Origin of the sequence: Halomicrobium mukohataei DSM 12286 (assembly GCF_000023965.1) — an archaeon.
In the GTDB taxonomy this organism is placed as follows: domain Archaea; phylum Halobacteriota; class Halobacteria; order Halobacteriales; family Haloarculaceae; genus Halomicrobium; species Halomicrobium mukohataei.
Map to the genome: position 1 here is coordinate 1,271,815 of NC_013202.1, position 17,682 is coordinate 1,289,496.

The following is a 17,682-nucleotide window of genomic DNA, read 5'->3' on the forward strand; positions in this document are numbered from 1 at the left end:
CACTACGTCTCATACTGCTGGCTGTACGTCTGTATAGCATTTCGCGACGTGGTCGCGAATCTCGTGAAACAGCGACAGCCGGCAGTGTCAGTCCCACTTCGCGCCGGGGTTGGTCACCGCGCCGTTGGCCGCGGAGCCGAAGTCGCGGTGGTACTTCGCCAGCACGCCGCTGTCGTAGTTGGGGTCGGGGTCGTACTCTTCGAGGCGCTGTTCGATCTCCTCGTCGGAGAGGTCCACGGAGAGTTCGAGATTCTCGATGTCGATCGTGATCGTATCGCCGTCCTCCAGCGCCGCGATGGGACCACCGACGTAGGCCTCGGGGGCGACGTGGCCGATCGAGAAGCCACGGGTCGCACCGGAGAAGCGGCCGTCGGTAAAGAGCGCCACGTCGTCGGCGTGACCCTGGCCGGCGACGGCGCTCGTGACCCCCAGCATCTCCCGCATTCCGGGACCGCCGCGGGGGCCCTCGTTGCGGATGCCGATCACGTCGCCGGACTCGATGTGGCCCTCCTGGACGTACTTCATCGCCGCCGACTCCTCGTCGAAGATGCGGACCGGTCCCTCGTGGCGGAGGTACTCCTCGCCCGAGATCTTGATGACCGCGCCGTCGGGCGCGAGGTTCCCCGTGAGGATGCGGATGGCACCCTGCTCGTTCTTGGGTTCGTCGACGCTGTAGAGGTAGTCGACGTCGACGTCCTCGATCGCGGGCGGGTCGTAGGCTTCGAGGGCGTCTCCGAGCGTGTCGCCGGTCACCGTCAGCGCGTCGCCGTGGAGCAGGTCCGCCTCGTAGAGGGCGTTCAGGACGACCGGGACGCCGCCGACCTCGTGGAGGTCGTTCATGACGCGCTCGCCGCCGGGCTGGAGGTCGGCGATCTTCGGCGTGCGCTTGCTGATCTCGTTGAACGCCTCGATGTCGAGGTCGACGCCGGCCTCCGCCGCGAGCGCCAGGATGTGGAGCACGGCGTTGGTCGAGCCGCCGACCGCGACCTGCAGCGCGATGGCGTTCTCGAAGGACTCGCGGCTGAGAAAGTCGGAGGGGCGACGCTGCTCCTGGACTGCCTCGACCGCGAGTTCGCCGGCCCGGCGTGCCTCCTCGTATCTGGACTCGTGTTCCGCGGGCGGCGAGGCCGAGCCCAGCGGCGCAAACCCGAGCGCCTCCGAGATGGAGGCCATCGTGTTGGCGGTGAACATCCCGCCACAGGAGCCCGCGCCGGGGCAGGCGTTGCGCTCCATCTCGTCGAGTTCGTCCTCGCTCATGTCGCCGTCGGCGACCGCGCCGACGCCCTCGAAGACGTTCTGGATCGTGATCTCGCGGCCGTCGTGCTCGCCGGGCATGATCGACCCCCCGTAGAGGAAGACGCTTGGCAGGTCCGTCCGGATCGCGGCCATCATCATCCCGGGCATGTTCTTGTCACAGCCACCGATGGTGACCAGACCGTCCATGCGCTCGCCGAAAGAGACGAGCTCGACCGAGTCGGCGATGACCTCCCGGGAGATCAGCGACGCCTTCATCCCCTCGGTCCCCATGGAGATGGCGTCAGAGATCGTGATCGTCCCGAACTCGATGGGCATCCCCTCGGTCTCGTCGATCCCCTCGTAGGCCGCGTCGGCCACGTCGTCCAGGTGGACGTTACACGGCGTGATGTCGGCCGCGGGGTTGGCGACGCCGATCATCGGCGAGGAGAGGTCTTCGTCGTCGTACCCCATCGCACGGAACATCGCGCGGTGGGGTGCCTTCTCGTAGCCCTCCGTGACTTCAGAACTCCGGAGTTCCGGGTCCTTCCCCTCGTCGGCATCAGGTGTCCGCTCCTGCTTGCTCATGCTCCCGAATCTGCGACGGGGAACCTTAAGCGCACGGACTACCGTGTTCGCGTTTCACACCCGCGGGCACTCATTCCGGAGCCTCACCTTCATTTCGAGGGAGCCGAAAGAGGTGGTATGGTCACGGTGACGACGGCGGCGCGACTCCACTTCGGCTTCCAGAACCTCGCGCTCGCCAACGAACGGTTGTACGGCGGCGTCGGCGTCGCCCTCGACGAGCCACTGCTGGTCCTCGACGCCCAGCCCGCAGACGAGATCGACTGCGACGACGGCGAAGCCAAATCGTACGTCCGGCGAGCGGTCGCGACGCTGGGCGTCGAAGGGGCTCGCGTCTCGGTCCGCGAGCGGCTGCCACGCCACGTCGGCTTCGGCAGCGGGACCCAGCTCGCGCTGGCGGCGGCCGTCGCGGTCGCGCGGGCCTACGACCGCGAAGTCCAACCGCGCTCGCTCGCGCCGGAGCTCGGTCGCGGCGGTCGCAGCGGCGTCGGCGTCGCGGCCTTCGAGTCCGGCGGGTTCGTCGTCGACGGCGGCCACCCGACGGAGCGGTTCACTTCCGAGCCCCCAGCCAACGGCGACTGGACGGTCCCGCCGGTAATCGCGCGCCACGAGCTCCCCGACGACTGGCGGTTCGTGCTGGTCGTTCCCGACGCGGAGCCGGGGGCCAGCGGGGCCGAGGAGGACCGCCACATGCGCCAGGCCGTCGAGCGGGCCGATCCCGGTATCGCCGACGACGTGGCCGCGACGCTGACCCGGACGCTCCTGCCGGCCGCCGCGGAGGGTGACCACCGGCAGTTCGGGACCGCCGCAGCCCGGATCGGACGGCTCAACGGAGCCTGGTACGCCGACGAACAGGGCGGGGTCTACCGCCCGCCGGCCGGCCGGATCGTCGAGCGACTGGCCCAGCAGCCGACCATCGCCGGAGCCGGCCAGTCATCGTGGGGACCGGCGGTGTGGGGGCTGACGACGCGTGGCGACGTGGAGGCGGCCAGGACGGGCGTCGAGATGGCCCTGAGCGACCTCTCGGTCGACGCCGACGTACTGGTCGCCAGCCCACGCAACGTGGGCGCGACGGTCGAGGACGGGCCGACGCTCGGCTGACGCCCTCGGATAATCGTTCGCGATAACTGCGGCCGAAGCGTTAAGCGACGCCACGGGCCACTGGGCGGTATGGACCGCATCCCGTTCGGCGTTCGCCAGCTCGACACCACCATCAAGGGGGGTGCTCCGACGGGCAGCGTCGTCCTGGTCTCGGGCGAGTCCGGTGCCGGATCGCGGGAGTTCATGTACACGAGCGCGCTCATCAACGGGCTCTCGGCCGGCGACAGCGACGAGCTGTACGACCTCTACTACGGGTCGCCCACGGCCGACGCGGTCGATCCCGACGCCGTCCACTACATCTCGTTTACCGCCTCGAAGGAGGATCTGGTCGACGAGATGCGCCTGGCGATGGACGACGAGATCGTCGACAACGGCTCCGAAGCGATTCAGTTTCACGAGCTGACAGAGCGGTACTTCCACGTCAGTCCGGTGCCCCGCGACTGGTACGCCGACGCCACCGAGAGCATCACCGATCTGCGCAAGCGCCACGAGCGCCAGGGGTTGTTGGAGGCCCTCGGGAGCAAGCTCAGCGAGATCGCGCCGAACAACCTCGTCGTCATCGACTCGCTGTCCGATCTCGTCGGGGCGATCGGCGACGACATGGAGTGGTCGGACATCAGCTACCTCGTCCAGGGGCTCACCAAGGCCGCGAACCGCTGGAACGGACTCATCCTGGTCCACCTGAACCACGAGACGGTGTCCTCGACGCGGTACGCCCAACTGACCGACGCGACGACCGGCGCGATGCGTTTCGAGTGGGAGTCCGGCGGTTCGACGCGGGCACGGACACTCGTCGTCTCGCAGTTCCGGGGCGTCCTCTCGCAGATCGAAGACGAGAACATCGTCCGTTTCGAGACCGAGATCGGCGACAGCGGCTTCGACATCAGTGACGTGCGCAAGATCCGATAGCGCCTGCGGCGAGCGGGCGTCGTATCCGCCTATCAGCGCCTGAAATCGGCGGCAAACGCTTAACTGTCTGGTTCCGAAACCGGTCCACAATGGCGAGTGAGTCGCGTGAAGAGCAGTCTGTCTCGGTCGATCTCTCCGACGAGCTCGACGAGTGGCTCGACCAGCAAGCCGAGCGCACGGACACGGACCGCGCCGAGGTCGTCCGACAGCTCCTACAGACATACCACGCGACAGAGACCCTCGACGAGACGGCCGTCGAGGAGATTCAGGCGACCGTCGAGGAGACCGTCGCGAGCGAGGCGACGAAGGCGACGCGGGCGGCCGTCGCCGATCGGTTGCAGTCCGAGCTGCCCGAGCGGGTCGAGACCGAGGTCGGCGAGCAGGTCGAGCGAGCGGTCGAGTCGACCGTGGAGGATCGACTGGCAGACGCAATCGAGACGGCGGTCTCCGACAGGCTACCCGGTATCGTCGACGCCGTCGAGAGTCGCCTCGACGAACGACTCTCTGGGGCGACCGACGAGGTCGAGGCGGAGGTCGAACGGCTCGACGCCGACTTCCGGGAGAAGCTCGACGACGTCCGCCAGCGGGTCGTCCAGGTGAAAAAAGAGACCGACGCCAAGGCACCGGCCGACCACACCCACGAAGCCTTCGAGCGGTTCGACGAACTCGACGGCGAGATCGAGACACTGGAGACCGATCTGGGGGGCGTTCGGGAGGATCTCGAAGACCTCGACGGGCGCGTCGACGACACCGACGAGCGCCTCGACGACGTGGTCGAACGCCTCGACGACGCCGAAGACAAGCTCAAGCGGGTGGCGTGGGTCGTCAGTGACCTCCGCGACGAGACCCAGGGGAAAGACAGCCACGAGCGGGCCGTCGCCCGGATCAAACGCGCCGCCGCACAGGAGGGGCTCACGACGGCACGCTGTGAGAACTGCAGCGAGTCGGTCGAGATCGCGCTGCTGACCGACCCGGAGTGTCCTCACTGTCACGCCGCGGTCTCTGACGTGCGCCCAGAGGGCGGGATCTTCAGGACGAAAGCGCGACTCGTGACTGCCTCGGAGCTGGAAGCCGGTGAGGAGACGTGAGCGACGACGATCCCTTCGAACGGCTCGACGACGTCGAGCGAGAGGGCGATCCCTTCGAGCAGTTGGACGACGAGGCTACGGCCGGCGCGGACGGTGACGAGCGAGCGGACGACGCCGACGACGGGTCCGCCGGTCCCGACGGCTCACCGCAGCGAGACGGTGACGCCGAACCCACGCTGCCAGACGATCCGTTCGGCGAGTTCGACCGCGACGACGCGGCGACGGCCGACCGGGAGGATCCGGCAGTCGATCCGTTCGCGGACGTGCCCGATCGCGACGGCGACCCCTTCGGCGGCGGCGAGAGCGCCTTCGAGCAGGTCGACGTGGGCGAGATCGACGCCGACGCCGTCTGGGAGTCGATCGACGACGATAGAGAGCCCGAGGTGCCAGAAGAGAGCCGATACGCCGAGGTGTCGAAACACGCCTACTGCGAGCAGTGTCCGTTCTTCTCCGAACCACCGGAGGCCCACTGTACCCACGAGACCGCCGAGATCGTCGAGTACCTCGACATGGACCGGGTCCGGCTGTTCGACTGTCCGGTCGTCGCCGAGCGCGAAGACCTGGAGTGACGCTACAGGTCTACGCGAGTTCGGCGACCAGCTCGACGGCCAGCTGTGCGGCCGACTCGGCGGTCTCGCCGAGCACGTACGTGATCGGTTCGATCCCGAACGCTCCCTCGTGGTAGACGACCCGTGGCACGTCGCCCCGTCGCTCGAACTGTTCGCGGAGCCGCTCGGAGCGGTCGTCGTAGTCGGCGTCGAACTGTAACGGCTCGATGTCGCGTTCGCGAGCGGCCGCCAGCAGCGCGTCGTCGGTCGCGAGGTTGAGCGCCCCACCGATCGACGGATCGACGGCCCGAGCCGCGAGGATCACCGTCGACACGTTGCTGGAGGCTCCAAACTCCGGTTCGGAGGGCACCTCGACCCGGCCCGCCATTGCGTGGATGCGGCCCGGAATCGCCGCCACGTCGGTCAGGTCAGTCGCCTCGGGGAGCGCCGTCCCGACGTTCGTGCCGACGTTGGGGATGGCCTCCGCCATCCCGTCAGCCGTCGACAGGAGGCGGGCGGCTCGCCGGACGGTCGCCAGCGTCTCGCGCTCGGTCGCCAGCGCGGGGTCGTCGCCCCGGACACAGAGGTCACAGCCCAGTCCCCGCAGGGCCGGCATCGCGTCCTCGTGGAGCGTACAGATCGGTCCGCGATCCTCGAACGCGGCGATCAGGTCGAGCAACTCGGCCAGCGCGTCGTAGCCGTCCATCGATCCACTCGCCAGCCCGGCGGCGATCTCCTCGACGGTCGCCTGTGTCCGTGGATCGCCCGCGACTGGTCCCGTTCGGTCGAGTTCGCCGTCCAGATACGTACTCACTGCGGCCTGGGTCACGCCGAGGTGGTCGGCGACGGCCTGCTGTGTCAATCCCTCGTCGGCGAGTTCGCGTGCGAGCATCGCGCGGACCCGCGGGAGGACCTCCTCGACGACGATCTCGCTCGGCAAGACCAGCGACATGGCGGCCGTTCGGACAGGGTCGATAAAAGTCGTCCGGGCCGCCGCGTGCGGCGAGTTGGCAGCCCCAGCCAGCGCCGAGTAGACGTTCACGATATCTTACACGCTTCTGGCGGCCTCGACGGGAAACACCCGCAGGCGGGCTGGCGATCTACCACTCGGTAGTACAATGCGGTTCAGCACTCTTTTATGTCCGACCGTGAAGGTGTGGGCAATGAGTGGTGAAACGACTGCGGCAACGAGATTCGGGCGTGGGACAGTCCGTTCGTACGTCGACGAGATGGGGCCGGCGTGGGTCGCCGGTGCGATCGCTGCCGGCCCGGCGACGATGGGGAGCCTGCTGTCGGCGGGGGCCGGCTTCGGCTACACGCTGCTGTGGGTCGTGATCGTCTCCGCGGGGGCGGGCGCGCTCTCGCAGTTCCTGGCGATGCGGCTGGGCCTGCTGACCGAGCGCGGCATCGTCGCCGTCGTCGAGGACGCGCTCGGTGAGAGCTGGGCGTGGCTGCTCGTGGCCGACGCGGTGCTGGCCTCCGGTGTCGCACAGCTGGTGATCATGAAGACCGTCGCCGGGGTTTCGGCGACGATGACCGGGATCGACGCCGGCATCTGGGGCGTGATCTGGGGGCTCGTCCTCGCCGTCGGACTGGCCGGGCGGGGCTATCGCTTCCTCGAACTCGCCGCGAAGCTGCTGGTGTCGCTGGTGGTCCTCGCCTTCGTCGCCTCGCTGTTCGTCGTCCCGATCGACGCGGGTGCGGCCGCGGCCGGACTCGTTCCGTCCCTGCCCGCCGGAAGCGCGGTGATGGCGGCCGGCATCGTCGGCGGGGCCGTCCACATCACGCTCATCACGATGCACTCCTACACGATGCGGGCCCGCGGGTGGACCGAGCGAGACAGCGACCTGGCGACGTTCGACATCGGCGCGTCGATGCTGCTCGTCTTCGGGCTGTACAGCCTGGCGATCTTCCTGGTCGCCGCGAGCGTCCTCACGTCGACGGATCTGACGACGATCGGCGCGGCACAGGCGCTGGGTCCGATCGCGGGGGACAGCGCCCAGTGGCTCTTCCTCGTCGGCCTGGCCGGCGCGGCCGTCTCGACGCTGGGTGCGAACACGATCGTCCCGCCCTTCCTGATCGCCGACAAGTTCGGCTGGGACACCGACGTGAGCGACGCCCGCTACCGGGCGCTGCTGGTCGGCGTCGCGCTGCTGTCGATCCCCGGTGCGTTCATCCCCGGCAACGTGCTCGGACAGCTGGTGTTGATCCTGGCGGTCGGCACGCTCGGGACGCCCTTCGCGATCGCGATCGTCCTCTACCTGCTCAACACCGACACGGTCTCGCGGCAGAACTCGACGGCGACCAACCTCGGCGGCGTCGCGCTGCTCGCCGTCACCGGCGTGCTCGCGGCGAACTTCGTCCGCGAACAGGTGGCTGCCGGCGTCGGTCCGCTCTCCGGGTTCGTCGTGACCTTCGGCGCGGCGATCGCGCTGGCGACGCTCGTCCTCGGGGGCAAGTACGTCCGCGAGGAACTGCTGGCCTGATGTCGATCGAGAGCGGGCGGACCCTGATCGTCGGACCCGCCAACGTCGGCAAGACGACGGCGACCGGAGAGCTGCTGGAGCAGTGGCTCACGGAGCACGGCACTGACGGCGTCGTCGCCCTCGATTTCGCCCCCGAGGTCGAACGCGACGGCCGGGTTCTGGGCGGTCGTCTCGACCGCGTGACGACGCTTCCAGCGGCGGTCGACTACCGCGCTCTCGACGCTCACGCACCGCGTTCGGAGGGGGCCGACGACGAGGCGGCGCTGGCGCTGGCCCGCGACAACGCCGACCGTGCCCGGGCGCTGTTCGCGGACGCTCCCGACGATCCGACGGCGGTGTTCGTCAACGACGCCACCATCCCGTTCCAGGCCGACGGCGACATCGGACCGCTGTGTGCGTACTGTGGGGCGGCCCAACTGGTCGTCGCCAACGCCTTCGCGAGCGACGAACTCGGCACCGGCGATCCCGTGTCGAGACACGAACGGACCGCGCTGACGGCACTGCGCGAGTGGGCCGATCGGGTCGTGACACTGGACGACCCACGCGGGTGAGTGCCCCATCGATGCGGCGCTCCGCCCTCCGGCGGCCGCCGGTCACTCCTCCTTGCCGGGCGTTTCGAGGACGAACTCCCACTCGTCGCCGATGTTCGGGTAGTGGGCTGCGAACTCGACGACCGTTTCGCGCCCCTCGCCGACGAACACCGTCTTCTCGTCGAACGTCGTCCGTTCGGCCGCTTTCGACTGGAGGCGTACGGTGACCTCACCTGAGGACCCGTCGTTCCGTATCCGAACGGTTCGGGTCGCGATGTCGGCCGTGAAGTAGTAGCCGTCGGCGTCGCTGGGCGGCTCGCCGGTCACTTCGACCGTCCGCCGTTCGTCCGCGTCGAAGAACACGGTCTTCTGTCGGTGTTCGCGGAAGCCGGCGGCGATCCGTCCGAGTCGCGAGTCGGGGATCTCGTCCTCGTCCGCCGACGTTCCCTCCGGGAGCCACCACATCGTCACCCGGATGTCACCCTCGACGCCGGTGTTCTGCAGCGTGAGCTCGAATGTGTCACTACCAGACGCGTCCGGGACGTGGTCAGACGAGACGATGCGGGGTTCGGTGTGGTCGACGGCGACGATCTCCATCGACCTGTCGCCGTCTTCCGGGACCGTCCCGAGGTCGTCCATGTCGATCCCCTCGACCGGCGTCTCGGACGGCGTCTCCGTCTGTGCGGCTTCTGCGGCGTCGTCGCCCACCTTCGCACCCGTCTTGGCCAACTTCGAACAGCCGGCAAAGGCGGAGAGACCGAGCGTCGCGACGAGAGACCGTCTGGTTACCATGTGCGCTCCTCATTTTCGATTGCAAAAAGCACCGGGGTCACGGCACCGAACACGAGTCTATATCCGTTCGAAGCGAGAAGTGAGGGGGTACAATGCAGTTCTGCGACGACTGCGGTTCGATGATGCACACGGACGGCGACGAGATGGTCTGCAAGTCCTGTGGCAGTCGCGTCCAGAAGGACGCCGACCGGGCCGCCGAGTTCGTGAGCACCGCCGCACAGAGCGACGACGACGTGATCGAGACCGAGGAGGGCGCGAACTTCGAGGGCAAACCGACTGCCGAGGACGTGACCTGCGCGGACTGTGGCCACGGCAAAGCCTGGTACACGATCAAACAGACCGGCTCGGCCGACGAGCCGCCGACGCGCTTTTTCAAGTGCCAGGACTGTGGCAACCGCTGGCGCGAGTACAACTGATACCGAATCGCGACTGCACACACTCTCTGGCCGGTAGTTATTAGATTCTGATATTGGAACCGCGGCTATTTACTTGCGAGCGGACTAGCGTCGAACGACCGAATGTCGGCTCTACTTGGGTTCTCACTGAAGGCCGTGTACGGCGTTTTCTTCCTGGTCGCTGCACTCGCCTGTCTCGGGAGTCTCGCCAGAGCGCGGACCGTCGACGACCGAGACACCCGGTACGGACTGATCGGACTGTTGCTCACCTCGGGACTGTGGGCGCTGACGTATCTGGGCATCATCTACAGTCCCACGACGGCGCTGAAGGTGGCGTGGTACACCGCCGGGCTCGTCGTCGGCTTCGGGACGGTCTTCGCCTGGCTGTACTTCTGCTCGGCCTACACCGACCGGACCTACCACGAGGCCCGCTCGATGCAACTCGTCGGCCTCGGGCTGTACGCCCTGGTCGTGGGGATCAAACTCACCAATCCCATCCACGAGCGATACTTCACGGCCCAGATGGTGCAGGAGCCGTTCACGCACCTCGCGATCCAGCACGGGACGGTCCACTGGCTGGCGACCGGGCTGGCGTACGTCCTCGCGGCCGTCGGCCTGTTCATGCTGTTCGAGGCCTTCGCCAACGCGGGGTACGACACGCGGTCGCTGGGCGGGCTGACCGCGCTGACGGTGCTGCCGATCGCGCTGGACCTGGTGGCCTTCGAGTCGACGGCGCTGATCGACATCATCTACGCGCCGCTGGGGGTCGCGGCCTTCGCCGTCGGCGTGTTGTTCTTCGCTCGCGACCGGTTCCTCGCGATCCAGTTGACCGGCGACATCCCCGAGCCGGTCGTCTTCCTCGACGAGGACGATCGGATCAGGGAGTACAACGACGCCGCGGCCCGGCTCTTCCCGACGCTGTCGGGGACGCGAGGCCGGTCGGTCACGGCCGCACTCCCGGTCGGTCAGGAGCTCTCGGGCCAGGAGATCGTCGCCGTCGAGGGCGACGAGACGCGGTACTTTCTGGTCAACGCGAGTCCGCTGACCAGCGTCCAGTCGAACATCTGTCGGATGCTCGTGTTCGTCGACGTGACCAGACTGGAGCGCCAGCGCCAGGAACTCGAACGCCACAACGAACAGCTGGAGGACTTCTCTGCAGGTATCAGACACGAACTGCTCAACTCCCTGCAGGTCGTCGGCGGCCAGGTCTCGGCGGCGGGTACGGCACTGGAATCGGGCAACGTCGGGCAGGCTCGCGAGACGCTGTCGACGGTCTCGCGGCGCGCCCGCGAGATGGAGACCGTCGTCGACGGACTGTCGACGCTGGCTCGCCACGGCCGGACCGTCGACGAACTGGCGCTGATCCGTCTCGACGAAGTCGTCGCCGACGCTCGCGACGCGGCCCAGCCGGACGGGGTCGCTGTCGACGGTCCGCCAGCGACGACTATCGAGGCCGATCGCACGCGGCTCCACGAACTGTTCGTCAGCATCTTCCGGTTCCTCTCGCACAACGGCGGCACGGACGGACGCGTCGCGATCCGACCGGACGGGTTCGTCGTCGAGACGGACTGGGTTCCGCCCGAGGAACTGGCCGACGACGAGCTGTTCGAGTACTCCGGTGGGTTGACCGACACGAAGACCGGGCTCGCGCTACCGAAAGTGCGAACGCTGGTGCGAGTCCAGGGCTGGGAGGTGGCCCTGGAGCGGACGGGCGAGGGCTCGCGGATCGTCGTGTCCGGAGCGCGCGTCCGCGAGGACGTGTCCCCGTCGTCCTGAGCCGTCGCCCTTTTGCTCGCCGGCCGCCAAGGGCCGGCAGTGTCGACCCAGCCCACGACAGTCGAAGTCTACCCCGGCAAGGAGGCCGTGATCGACTTCGACCCCGCGCTGACCTTCGAGTGCGTCGAGGAGTGTACGTGGTGCTGTCACCACGGCGTCCTCCTGTACGAGAAGGACCTCATGGAGCTGGCTGCCCGGGAGAACCTCAGCGAGTCGACGACCCAGTTCCGCGGGCAGGACTTCGTCCGCCAGGAGCACAAAGACCGCGAGGAGCACGTCGACGAGGCGGGCCAGGCCTGCTTTTTCCTGCGCGAGGACGGCCTCTGTGCGCTGCACGACGAACACGACTGGAAGCCCGCCCGCTGCTCGGTGTTCCCGCTCCACGTCACCGTCGAGGAGGGTGACGCGACCGCTCGCGAGGGCGGGGACATGCACGTCTCGATCCGCGACACCGCCCACGAGCACTGCGAGGGGCTGAACGTCTCCGAGCGCCTCGTGATCGAGCACCTCGACGGATTCTTACCCGAGCTGCTCTGGGAGCTGGACGACCCCGAGACCTACCGGGAGCTGTGAACGTGCGCTTCCCGGCGACGACAGTGGCGCGGTCTCTGTGACCGTCGCAGTGATCGTCGTAACGGTGAATCGGCGGGCGACGGTCACACCAGCATCCACGCGGCCACGACCGCGACGACGCCGACGATCGTCGAGGCGACGGCGTGGGTCCGGAGTTCGTCCAGCAGGTGGTGTGCGCCTTCCTGTAGCTGGACGACCTCGTCGATCTCGCTGCCGGCCTCGCACTTCGGGAGGAAGTCCATCGCGATGTGGAGGAAGATCCCGGCGGCGAAGCCGAAGACGATCGCCTTGACTGCCGGTGCGTCGGGAACGGACAGCAACGCCATCGGGATCGCCGTCAGTCCGACGCCCGCCGCGGGGAGCAACAGTGCCGTCGTCGACTTGCCGGCGCGGGCGAGTCGCCGGGCGGCGGCGTAGCCGGCGGGGCCTTTGTGCGAGACGATCGCGAGCCCGAGCAGGTAGCCCGGATCGGGCATCGAGGCGTAGACGAGGCCGATGATCAGGCCGGCCGACAGCGCGTGGGCCGTGATCTCCAGCGTGGTCACGTCGAAGGAGGTCTCGACGTGGGTCAGCCGGTGACTGATCGTGTGCGAGCTGTAGCCGACGGCGATGCCGGCGGCGACGCCGATCCCGCCCAGCCGTGCGGAGCCGGCACCCTGTCCCAGCCCCATCGCCTGTGGGAGCAGGAACATCGCCGCGCTCGTGACCATCGCACCGCTGGCCAGTCCGTACCCCCAGACGAGCCGGTAGGCGTTGGTGGTCTCACTTCGGCCGCCGAACCACGCGCCGACGGCCATCGCCACGAACGCGACCCACCCGATGACCAGGACCTTCTCCGCGTCCAGCGCGATCGCCAGGGGCGAGAGCGCCACCAGGGCGACGACGCCCGCGATCCCGGGAATCGAGAACCGATCCCGGATCGTTGTGAACCTTGACGCTTCGTTTGCAGCCATGTTAATAACGCAAACACTCTCGTTAATAACTCCGTCGGTAATCGGTCGACCGGCGGTCCCGGTTCGCCGACCCAGGCCCCTACAGGTTTGGGCCGCAATTTAACACCGACGCCGTCTTTCGTTCGTGTAATGAGTGATCTGTCTGATGAGGAGATCGTCGTGGTCGGTGGCGGCGTCGGCGGGCTCTCTGCCGCCTGTTTCCTCGCCGACGCCGGTGCCGACGTGACCCTGCTCGAGAAAAACGAGCAGCTGGGCGGGCGTGCCAGCCGACTGGAGGCCGAGGGCTTCCGGTTCGACATGGGACCGTCGTGGTACCTGATGCCCGACGTGTTCGAGCGCTTCTTCGCCCACTTCGACCGCGAGCCCGGCGACTACTACGATCTCGAACGGCTCGATCCACACTACCGGATCTTCTTCAAGGACGGCGACCGGCTCGACATCTCGGGCGATCTCGACGCGATGCGGTCGACGTTCGAGTCCTACGAGCCCGGTGCCAGCGAGGACTTCGACGACTACCTCGCGACCAGCCAGAAGCACTACGAGACGGCGATGGAAGACTTCGTCTACACGGATCGTCCCCGGCTCCGGGACTGGATCGATCCCAGCGTGATGCGGGCCGCGCCGATCGGGCTCTCCCTGGTCGGCTCGATGCAGGGCCACGTCGAAGAGTACTTCGAGCACCCGAAGCTCCAGCAGATCGTCCAGTACACGCTCGTCTTCCTCGGCGGATCGCCGGAGAACACCCCGGCGCTGTACAACATCATGAGCCACGTCGACTTCAACCTCGGCGTCTACTACCCCGTCGGCGACGACGGCGAGGGCGGGATCGGCGTCGTGATCGACGCGTTCGTCGAGCTGGGCCGCGAACTCGGCGTGGAGTACGTCACCGACAGCGAGGTCGACGAGATCACGAAACGACGCGATAGCTTCCACGTCGAGACGGTCGACGGCGACGTGTACCGGCCCGACGAGACCGTCGTCAACGCCGACTACGGCCACGCCGAGCGCGAACTCCTGCCCGACCACGAGCGCCAGTACGAGGACGACTACTGGGACGACCGAACGCTGGCCCCGTCGGCCTACCTCATGTACCTCGGCGTCGAGGGCGACGTGGACCCGCTCGAACACCACACGCTCGTGTTCCCGACGGACTGGTCGGACCACTTCGACGCGATCTTCGACCGCCCGCGCTGGCCCGACGATCCCGCCTACTACCTGTGTGTCCCCTCGAAGACCGACGACACCGTCGCGCCCGAGGGCCACTCGAACCTCTTCGTGCTGGTACCGATCGCGCCCGACCTCCACGACGGCGACGAGATCCGGGCCGAGTACCGCGAGCAGATCCTCGCCGACATCGCCGAGAACACCGGCGTCGACCTCCGGGACCGGATCGTCTTCGAGGAGGGATTTGCCGTCTCTGACTTCGCCGACCGGTACAACGCGACCGAGGGGACGGCACTCGGACTCGCACACACGCTGCGTCAGACCTCGCTGTTGCGCCCACCGATCCGTTCGTCGGCCGTCGACGGGCTGTACTTCACCGGCTCTTTCACCCGACCCGGCGTCGGCGTCCCGATGTGTCTGATCAGCGGCGAACACGCGGCCAACGAACTGATCGAGGACCAGCGCTAAGCCCCCGCCACGACACCATCCCACCATGAGCGCCGCTCTCAGCGACCGGCTGGCGACCCTGCTCCCCTCCGAGGAGTCGCGCCTGGGATATCTCCTGTGGCTCTCGCGGCCCCGCTTCTGGCTCTACCTCGCGGGGCCGGTCATCATCGGCGTGACCTACGCCGCCGACTCCTCGGCCCAGCTGTTCGCGCCGATCGCCGTCGCGCTGTTCGCGTACTTTCTGATCCCCGCGAACGTCTTCCTCTACGGCGTCAACGACGCCTTCGACGCCGACGTCGACGAGTACAATCCGAAGAAAGACGAGGAGGAGGGCAAGGAAGTGCGGTTCCAGCGCGACCCGGTCGTCCTCGCGACCATCGCGCTGTCGGGCCTCGCCGCGCTGGCGTTCGTCCCCTTCCTGCCGACCGTCGCGCTGGTCGTCTTCGCCGGGTGGGCCGTCCTCTCGGTCGAGTACAGCGCCCCGCCGGCACGCTTCAAGACGACGCCGCTGCTGGACTCGCTGTCGAACGGGCTGTACGTCCTGCCGGCGGTGATCGCCTACGCCACCATCGAGGGTGCGCTGCCGCCGACGCTCGCGGTCGTCGGCGCGTGGCTCTGGTCGATGGGGATGCACACGTTCTCCGCGATCCCCGACATCGAACCCGACCGGGAGGCCGGGATCCGGACGACCGCGACGTGGCTCGGCGAGCGCCGAACCTACTACTACTGTGGGGCCTGCTGGGCCGCCGCAGCGGCCGCGTTCGGAGTCGTCCACCCGGTCTTTGGTGCGTTGCTCGGGCTCTATCCGGTGTTGATTTTCGGGATCACGCGTGCCGGCGTGGACGTGCATCGGGCCTACTGGTGGTATCCCGCGATCAACACGCTGGTGGGCATGTCGTTCACGCTCGTCGGCCTGTGGGTGATGCTGCATGGATGACCCGCTGGCGACGCCGACCCGCGAGCGGGCGCTGGATCGCCTCGACGAGCTGGTGCTGGAGAACCGCTTCACCATCGCCGTCGTCTTCCCGGTGACCGGGGCCGTCCTGTTGACCGCCAGCGCACTCCGTCCGCCGTGGCTGCCCGACGCGCTCGTCTTTCACCCCCTGTTGATCCTGCTGGGGACGCTGGTCATGCGGCTCCCGCTGGGGGCGGGACTCGCGCCCCTCGTCGACCGCAGGGCGGGGCTCGCGCTCGTGTCGCTGACGGCCTACGCCTACGCGATCGAGTTCGTCGGTATCGCGACCGGCTGGCCCTACGGCGAGTTCGCCTACGGCGTCTCGCTGGGTCCCATGCTGGCCGGCGAGGTCCCGCTGGGACTGCCGATCTTCTTCGTGCCGCTGGTGGTCAACAGCTACCTGCTGTGTACGCTGTTGCTCGGGGACCGGGCGACGAACCCGTGGCTCCGCCTGCCGGCCGTGATCGCGACCGTGCTGGCGATCGATCTGGTGCTCGACCCCGGCGCGGTCGCGCTCGGCTTCTGGGAGTACGGCGGCGGGAGCTACTACGGCGTGCCCCGCTCGAACTACGAGGGGTGGATCCTCTCGGGGACCGTGGCGGTCCTGCTGCTCGACTGGGGATTCGACTGGCAGACGCTCGGCGAGCGACTGCGCTCCTGCGCGTTCATGCTCGACGACATGGTGAGCTTCGTCATCCTCTGGGGGGCCATCAACGCCGTCTTCGGCAACTGGCTCCCGGTGGGGATCGCCGCCGTGCTGGGACTGGGGCTGGTCGCGACCGACCGCTTCGACGTGCCGACCCGACCGAGGTGGATGGGATCGTGAGCGACGAGTTCCCCGCACCCGAGGCAGTGACCGTCCTCGGCGTCGCCGCCGTCGTCGTCGGGGCGCTCCTTCCGTGGGAGGTCACCGCCGCGGGGACGACGGTCGGCCTCGGAGCCAACGGCTTCGTCGCCGTCCTCGCGGCCTTCGCCGTCCTGGCGACGGTCGCCGTTATGCGCGGTTCGGTGACCGCCGGCCGGGTGGCACTCGCGGGGGGCCTGGTCGCGGCGCTGGTCGCGGGCCACTGGATCGCCCTCGTGGCCGGACTCGACGGGGCCGGGATCGGGGTCGTCGTGTCGCTCCTCGGCGGCGTCGGGATCGCCGTCGGTGGCGGGCTCCGCCTCGTCCGTGGCGACTGACACCGTCGGAACGCGTTCATACGAGTGTCTCGACCCTGCCGCCGTCTGGCTACTGTAGCCACACGCTCGCGAACGAGTCGAAGTACTCCTCGCCGGTCTCGACCAGCACGTGGTCTCCACCCAGTGCCGTAACGCGGTTCGACACCGAATCGACGTGGGCGTCGAGGCGCGACCGGTAGGTCTCGGCCAGCGAGCCGCTGAAGTACGACCGGCGCGTCTCGTCGCTCTCGGGGTCGGCGAACAGCACGTCACCGACGACGCCGGGGTCCCGTTCTTCCGGGGCGACGACGCGGACCAGTAGCACGTCGGCGTCGTTGCGTGCGAGTGCGGCGATGCCGGCCTCCAGCTCCTCGGGCTCGGTCAAACAGTCGCTGAACACCACGACGAGCGACCGCGAGCGGATGCGCTCGGCGTAGGCCGCCAGCGACGACTCGAACGCCGCTTGCCCGGCGAGGGTCGACTCGTTCAACTGGTCGATAAGAGAGAGCAGTTCCCCCCGGTTCGACTGGCCGGTGTCGATACGGTCCACCCGGTCACGGAACGTACAAAAGCGGAAGTCGTTGTTCTCCGCCGCCGTGAGGTAGGCGAAACCGAGCGCGAGCTTGGTGGCGGACTCGAACTTGTGGCTCGACGCGTCCCCGTAGTCCATCGACGCGCTCGTATCGACGAGCAGGTGGACGGTCAGGCTCCGCTCTTCCTCGTACTGCTTGATGAAGTACTCCTCGGTCCGGGCGAACAGCTTCCAGTCGATCCGTCGCGTGTCGTCTCCCGGCGAGTAGCGGCGGTAATCGCTGAAGGTGAGGCCGTCACCGACCCGCGGCGACCGCTGGTCGCCCTGTCGAATCGAGGTCGTCTGGCGGTTCAGCGCGGCGCTGAACCGCCCGAGTTCGTCCAGAAAGTCCGGTTCGATAGTCACGGCTCGCCCTCCCGAAGTGGCCGGCCCGTCCGCGGAACTGCGATTCCCG

General features: G+C 68.1%; 18 protein-coding genes. 13 read left to right on the top strand and 5 right to left on the bottom strand.

Going from position 1 to position 17,682, the window contains the following annotated elements:
* Positions 1 to 87 precede the first annotated feature (87 nt).
* Entirely contained in the window at positions 88 to 1,821 is a 1,734-nt protein-coding gene (gene ilvD, locus HMUK_RS06415; protein ID WP_015762314.1) for a dihydroxy-acid dehydratase, read from the bottom strand.
* A 117-nt stretch (positions 1,822 to 1,938) separates the two neighbouring features.
* Here ilvD and HMUK_RS06420 point away from each other — a divergent pair, with 117 nt between their 5' ends.
* The 4 genes from HMUK_RS06420 (at position 1,939) to HMUK_RS06435 (ending at position 5,485) form a co-directional block, all read left to right on the top strand.
* Positions 1,939 to 2,919, top strand: a complete 981-nt coding sequence (locus tag HMUK_RS06420) for a beta-ribofuranosylaminobenzene 5'-phosphate synthase family protein (RefSeq protein ID WP_015762315.1) — start codon at positions 1,939 to 1,941, stop codon at positions 2,917 to 2,919.
* Positions 2,920 to 2,988: 69 nt separating this feature from the next.
* On the top strand, positions 2,989 to 3,828 hold the full coding sequence (locus HMUK_RS06425) for an RAD55 family ATPase (protein WP_015762316.1): 840 nt from the start codon (positions 2,989 to 2,991) through the stop codon (positions 3,826 to 3,828).
* Between the two features lie 89 nt (positions 3,829 to 3,917).
* Positions 3,918 to 4,916, top strand: a complete 999-nt coding sequence (locus HMUK_RS06430; protein WP_015762317.1) for a ribbon-helix-helix protein, CopG family — start codon at positions 3,918 to 3,920, stop codon at positions 4,914 to 4,916.
* Positions 4,913 to 5,485, top strand: coding sequence for a hypothetical protein (locus HMUK_RS06435; RefSeq protein WP_015762318.1), 573 nt, complete (start codon positions 4,913 to 4,915; stop codon positions 5,483 to 5,485). Before HMUK_RS06430 ends, HMUK_RS06435 begins: the two co-directional genes overlap by 4 nt.
* A gap of 10 nt (positions 5,486 to 5,495) precedes the next feature.
* On the opposite strand, the gene HMUK_RS06440 is transcribed toward HMUK_RS06435, so the two are convergent.
* On the bottom strand, positions 5,496 to 6,416 hold the full coding sequence (locus tag HMUK_RS06440; protein ID WP_015762319.1) for a thiamine-phosphate synthase family protein: 921 nt from the start codon (positions 6,414 to 6,416) through the stop codon (positions 5,496 to 5,498).
* 211 nt (positions 6,417 to 6,627) lie between these two features.
* On the opposite strand from HMUK_RS06440, the gene HMUK_RS06445 reads away from it, so the two are divergent.
* Positions 6,628 to 7,950 carry an NRAMP family divalent metal transporter gene (locus HMUK_RS06445; protein WP_049940758.1) on the top strand — a complete coding sequence of 441 codons (1,323 nt, stop codon included), beginning with the start codon at positions 6,628 to 6,630 and terminating at the stop codon, positions 7,948 to 7,950.
* Positions 7,950 to 8,501: a hypothetical protein gene (locus HMUK_RS06450; protein WP_015762321.1), complete on the top strand. Its 552-nt coding sequence runs from the start codon at positions 7,950 to 7,952 to the stop codon at positions 8,499 to 8,501. The genes HMUK_RS06445 and HMUK_RS06450 overlap by 1 nt, the downstream gene beginning before the upstream one ends.
* Before the next feature lie 42 nt (positions 8,502 to 8,543).
* On the opposite strand, the gene HMUK_RS06455 is transcribed toward HMUK_RS06450, so the two are convergent.
* Positions 8,544 to 9,272, bottom strand: coding sequence for a hypothetical protein (locus HMUK_RS06455; RefSeq protein WP_015762322.1), 729 nt, complete (start codon positions 9,270 to 9,272; stop codon positions 8,544 to 8,546).
* 92 nt (positions 9,273 to 9,364) lie between these two features.
* Between HMUK_RS06455 and HMUK_RS06460 the strand changes: the two genes are divergently transcribed.
* From HMUK_RS06460 to HMUK_RS06470, 3 genes are all read left to right on the top strand, one after another.
* Positions 9,365 to 9,688, top strand: coding sequence for a transcription factor S (locus tag HMUK_RS06460; protein ID WP_015762323.1), 324 nt, complete (start codon positions 9,365 to 9,367; stop codon positions 9,686 to 9,688).
* Between the two features lie 102 nt (positions 9,689 to 9,790).
* A complete protein-coding gene (locus tag HMUK_RS06465; RefSeq protein WP_015762324.1) occupies positions 9,791 to 11,443 on the top strand; it encodes a histidine kinase N-terminal 7TM domain-containing protein in 1,653 nt (550 codons plus the stop codon).
* Positions 11,444 to 11,482: 39 nt separating this feature from the next.
* Positions 11,483 to 12,016 carry a YkgJ family cysteine cluster protein gene (locus HMUK_RS06470; RefSeq protein WP_015762325.1) on the top strand — a complete coding sequence of 178 codons (534 nt, stop codon included), beginning with the start codon at positions 11,483 to 11,485 and terminating at the stop codon, positions 12,014 to 12,016.
* An 83-nt stretch (positions 12,017 to 12,099) separates the two neighbouring features.
* On the opposite strand, the gene HMUK_RS06475 is transcribed toward HMUK_RS06470, so the two are convergent.
* Entirely contained in the window at positions 12,100 to 12,969 is an 870-nt protein-coding gene (locus tag HMUK_RS06475; protein ID WP_015762326.1) for a ZIP family metal transporter, read from the bottom strand.
* Positions 12,970 to 13,098: 129 nt separating this feature from the next.
* Here HMUK_RS06475 and HMUK_RS06480 point away from each other — a divergent pair, with 129 nt between their 5' ends.
* Genes HMUK_RS06480 through HMUK_RS06495 form a run of 4 tightly spaced genes read left to right on the top strand, consistent with a single transcriptional unit; the run spans position 13,099 to position 16,717 of the window.
* On the top strand, positions 13,099 to 14,601 hold the full coding sequence (locus HMUK_RS06480; RefSeq protein WP_015762327.1) for a phytoene desaturase family protein: 1,503 nt from the start codon (positions 13,099 to 13,101) through the stop codon (positions 14,599 to 14,601).
* Positions 14,602 to 14,626: 25 nt separating this feature from the next.
* A complete protein-coding gene (locus HMUK_RS06485; protein WP_015762328.1) occupies positions 14,627 to 15,517 on the top strand; it encodes a prenyltransferase in 891 nt (296 codons plus the stop codon).
* Positions 15,510 to 16,361: a bisanhydrobacterioruberin hydratase gene (gene cruF, locus HMUK_RS06490; protein WP_015762329.1), complete on the top strand. Its 852-nt coding sequence runs from the start codon at positions 15,510 to 15,512 to the stop codon at positions 16,359 to 16,361. Before HMUK_RS06485 ends, cruF begins: the two co-directional genes overlap by 8 nt.
* Positions 16,358 to 16,717 (top strand): hypothetical protein, encoded by a 360-nt coding sequence (locus HMUK_RS06495; protein WP_015762330.1) that lies wholly within the window; start codon positions 16,358 to 16,360, stop codon positions 16,715 to 16,717. The genes cruF and HMUK_RS06495 overlap by 4 nt, the downstream gene beginning before the upstream one ends.
* Positions 16,718 to 16,766: 49 nt before the next feature.
* On the opposite strand, the gene HMUK_RS06500 is transcribed toward HMUK_RS06495, so the two are convergent.
* Positions 16,767 to 17,633, bottom strand: coding sequence for a DUF58 domain-containing protein (locus tag HMUK_RS06500; protein WP_015762331.1), 867 nt, complete (start codon positions 17,631 to 17,633; stop codon positions 16,767 to 16,769).
* Between the last annotated feature and the right edge of the window lie 49 nt (positions 17,634 to 17,682).

What these genes read in the sequence shown, in the direction of transcription:
- HMUK_RS06445 (WP_049940758.1), top strand. Translation starts at nt 6,628, where the DNA reads ATGAGTGGTGAAACGACTGCGGCAACGAGATTCGGGCGTGGGACAGTC.
- HMUK_RS06430 (WP_015762317.1), top strand. Translation starts at nt 3,918, where the DNA reads ATGGCGAGTGAGTCGCGTGAAGAGCAGTCTGTCTCGGTCGATCTCTCC.
- HMUK_RS06485 (WP_015762328.1), top strand. Translation starts at nt 14,627, where the DNA reads ATGAGCGCCGCTCTCAGCGACCGGCTGGCGACCCTGCTCCCCTCCGAG.
- cruF (WP_015762329.1), top strand. Translation starts at nt 15,510, where the DNA reads ATGGATGACCCGCTGGCGACGCCGACCCGCGAGCGGGCGCTGGATCGC.
- ilvD (WP_015762314.1), bottom strand. Translation starts at nt 1,821, where the DNA reads ATGAGCAAGCAGGAGCGGACACCTGATGCCGACGAGGGGAAGGACCCG.
- HMUK_RS06425 (WP_015762316.1), top strand. Translation starts at nt 2,989, where the DNA reads ATGGACCGCATCCCGTTCGGCGTTCGCCAGCTCGACACCACCATCAAG.
- HMUK_RS06465 (WP_015762324.1), top strand. Translation starts at nt 9,791, where the DNA reads ATGTCGGCTCTACTTGGGTTCTCACTGAAGGCCGTGTACGGCGTTTTC.
- HMUK_RS06475 (WP_015762326.1), bottom strand. Translation starts at nt 12,969, where the DNA reads ATGGCTGCAAACGAAGCGTCAAGGTTCACAACGATCCGGGATCGGTTC.
- HMUK_RS06420 (WP_015762315.1), top strand. Translation starts at nt 1,939, where the DNA reads ATGGTCACGGTGACGACGGCGGCGCGACTCCACTTCGGCTTCCAGAAC.
- HMUK_RS06440 (WP_015762319.1), bottom strand. Translation starts at nt 6,416, where the DNA reads ATGTCGCTGGTCTTGCCGAGCGAGATCGTCGTCGAGGAGGTCCTCCCG.
- HMUK_RS06480 (WP_015762327.1), top strand. Translation starts at nt 13,099, where the DNA reads ATGAGTGATCTGTCTGATGAGGAGATCGTCGTGGTCGGTGGCGGCGTC.
- HMUK_RS06460 (WP_015762323.1), top strand. Translation starts at nt 9,365, where the DNA reads ATGCAGTTCTGCGACGACTGCGGTTCGATGATGCACACGGACGGCGAC.
- HMUK_RS06455 (WP_015762322.1), bottom strand. Translation starts at nt 9,272, where the DNA reads ATGGTAACCAGACGGTCTCTCGTCGCGACGCTCGGTCTCTCCGCCTTT.
- HMUK_RS06450 (WP_015762321.1), top strand. Translation starts at nt 7,950, where the DNA reads ATGTCGATCGAGAGCGGGCGGACCCTGATCGTCGGACCCGCCAACGTC.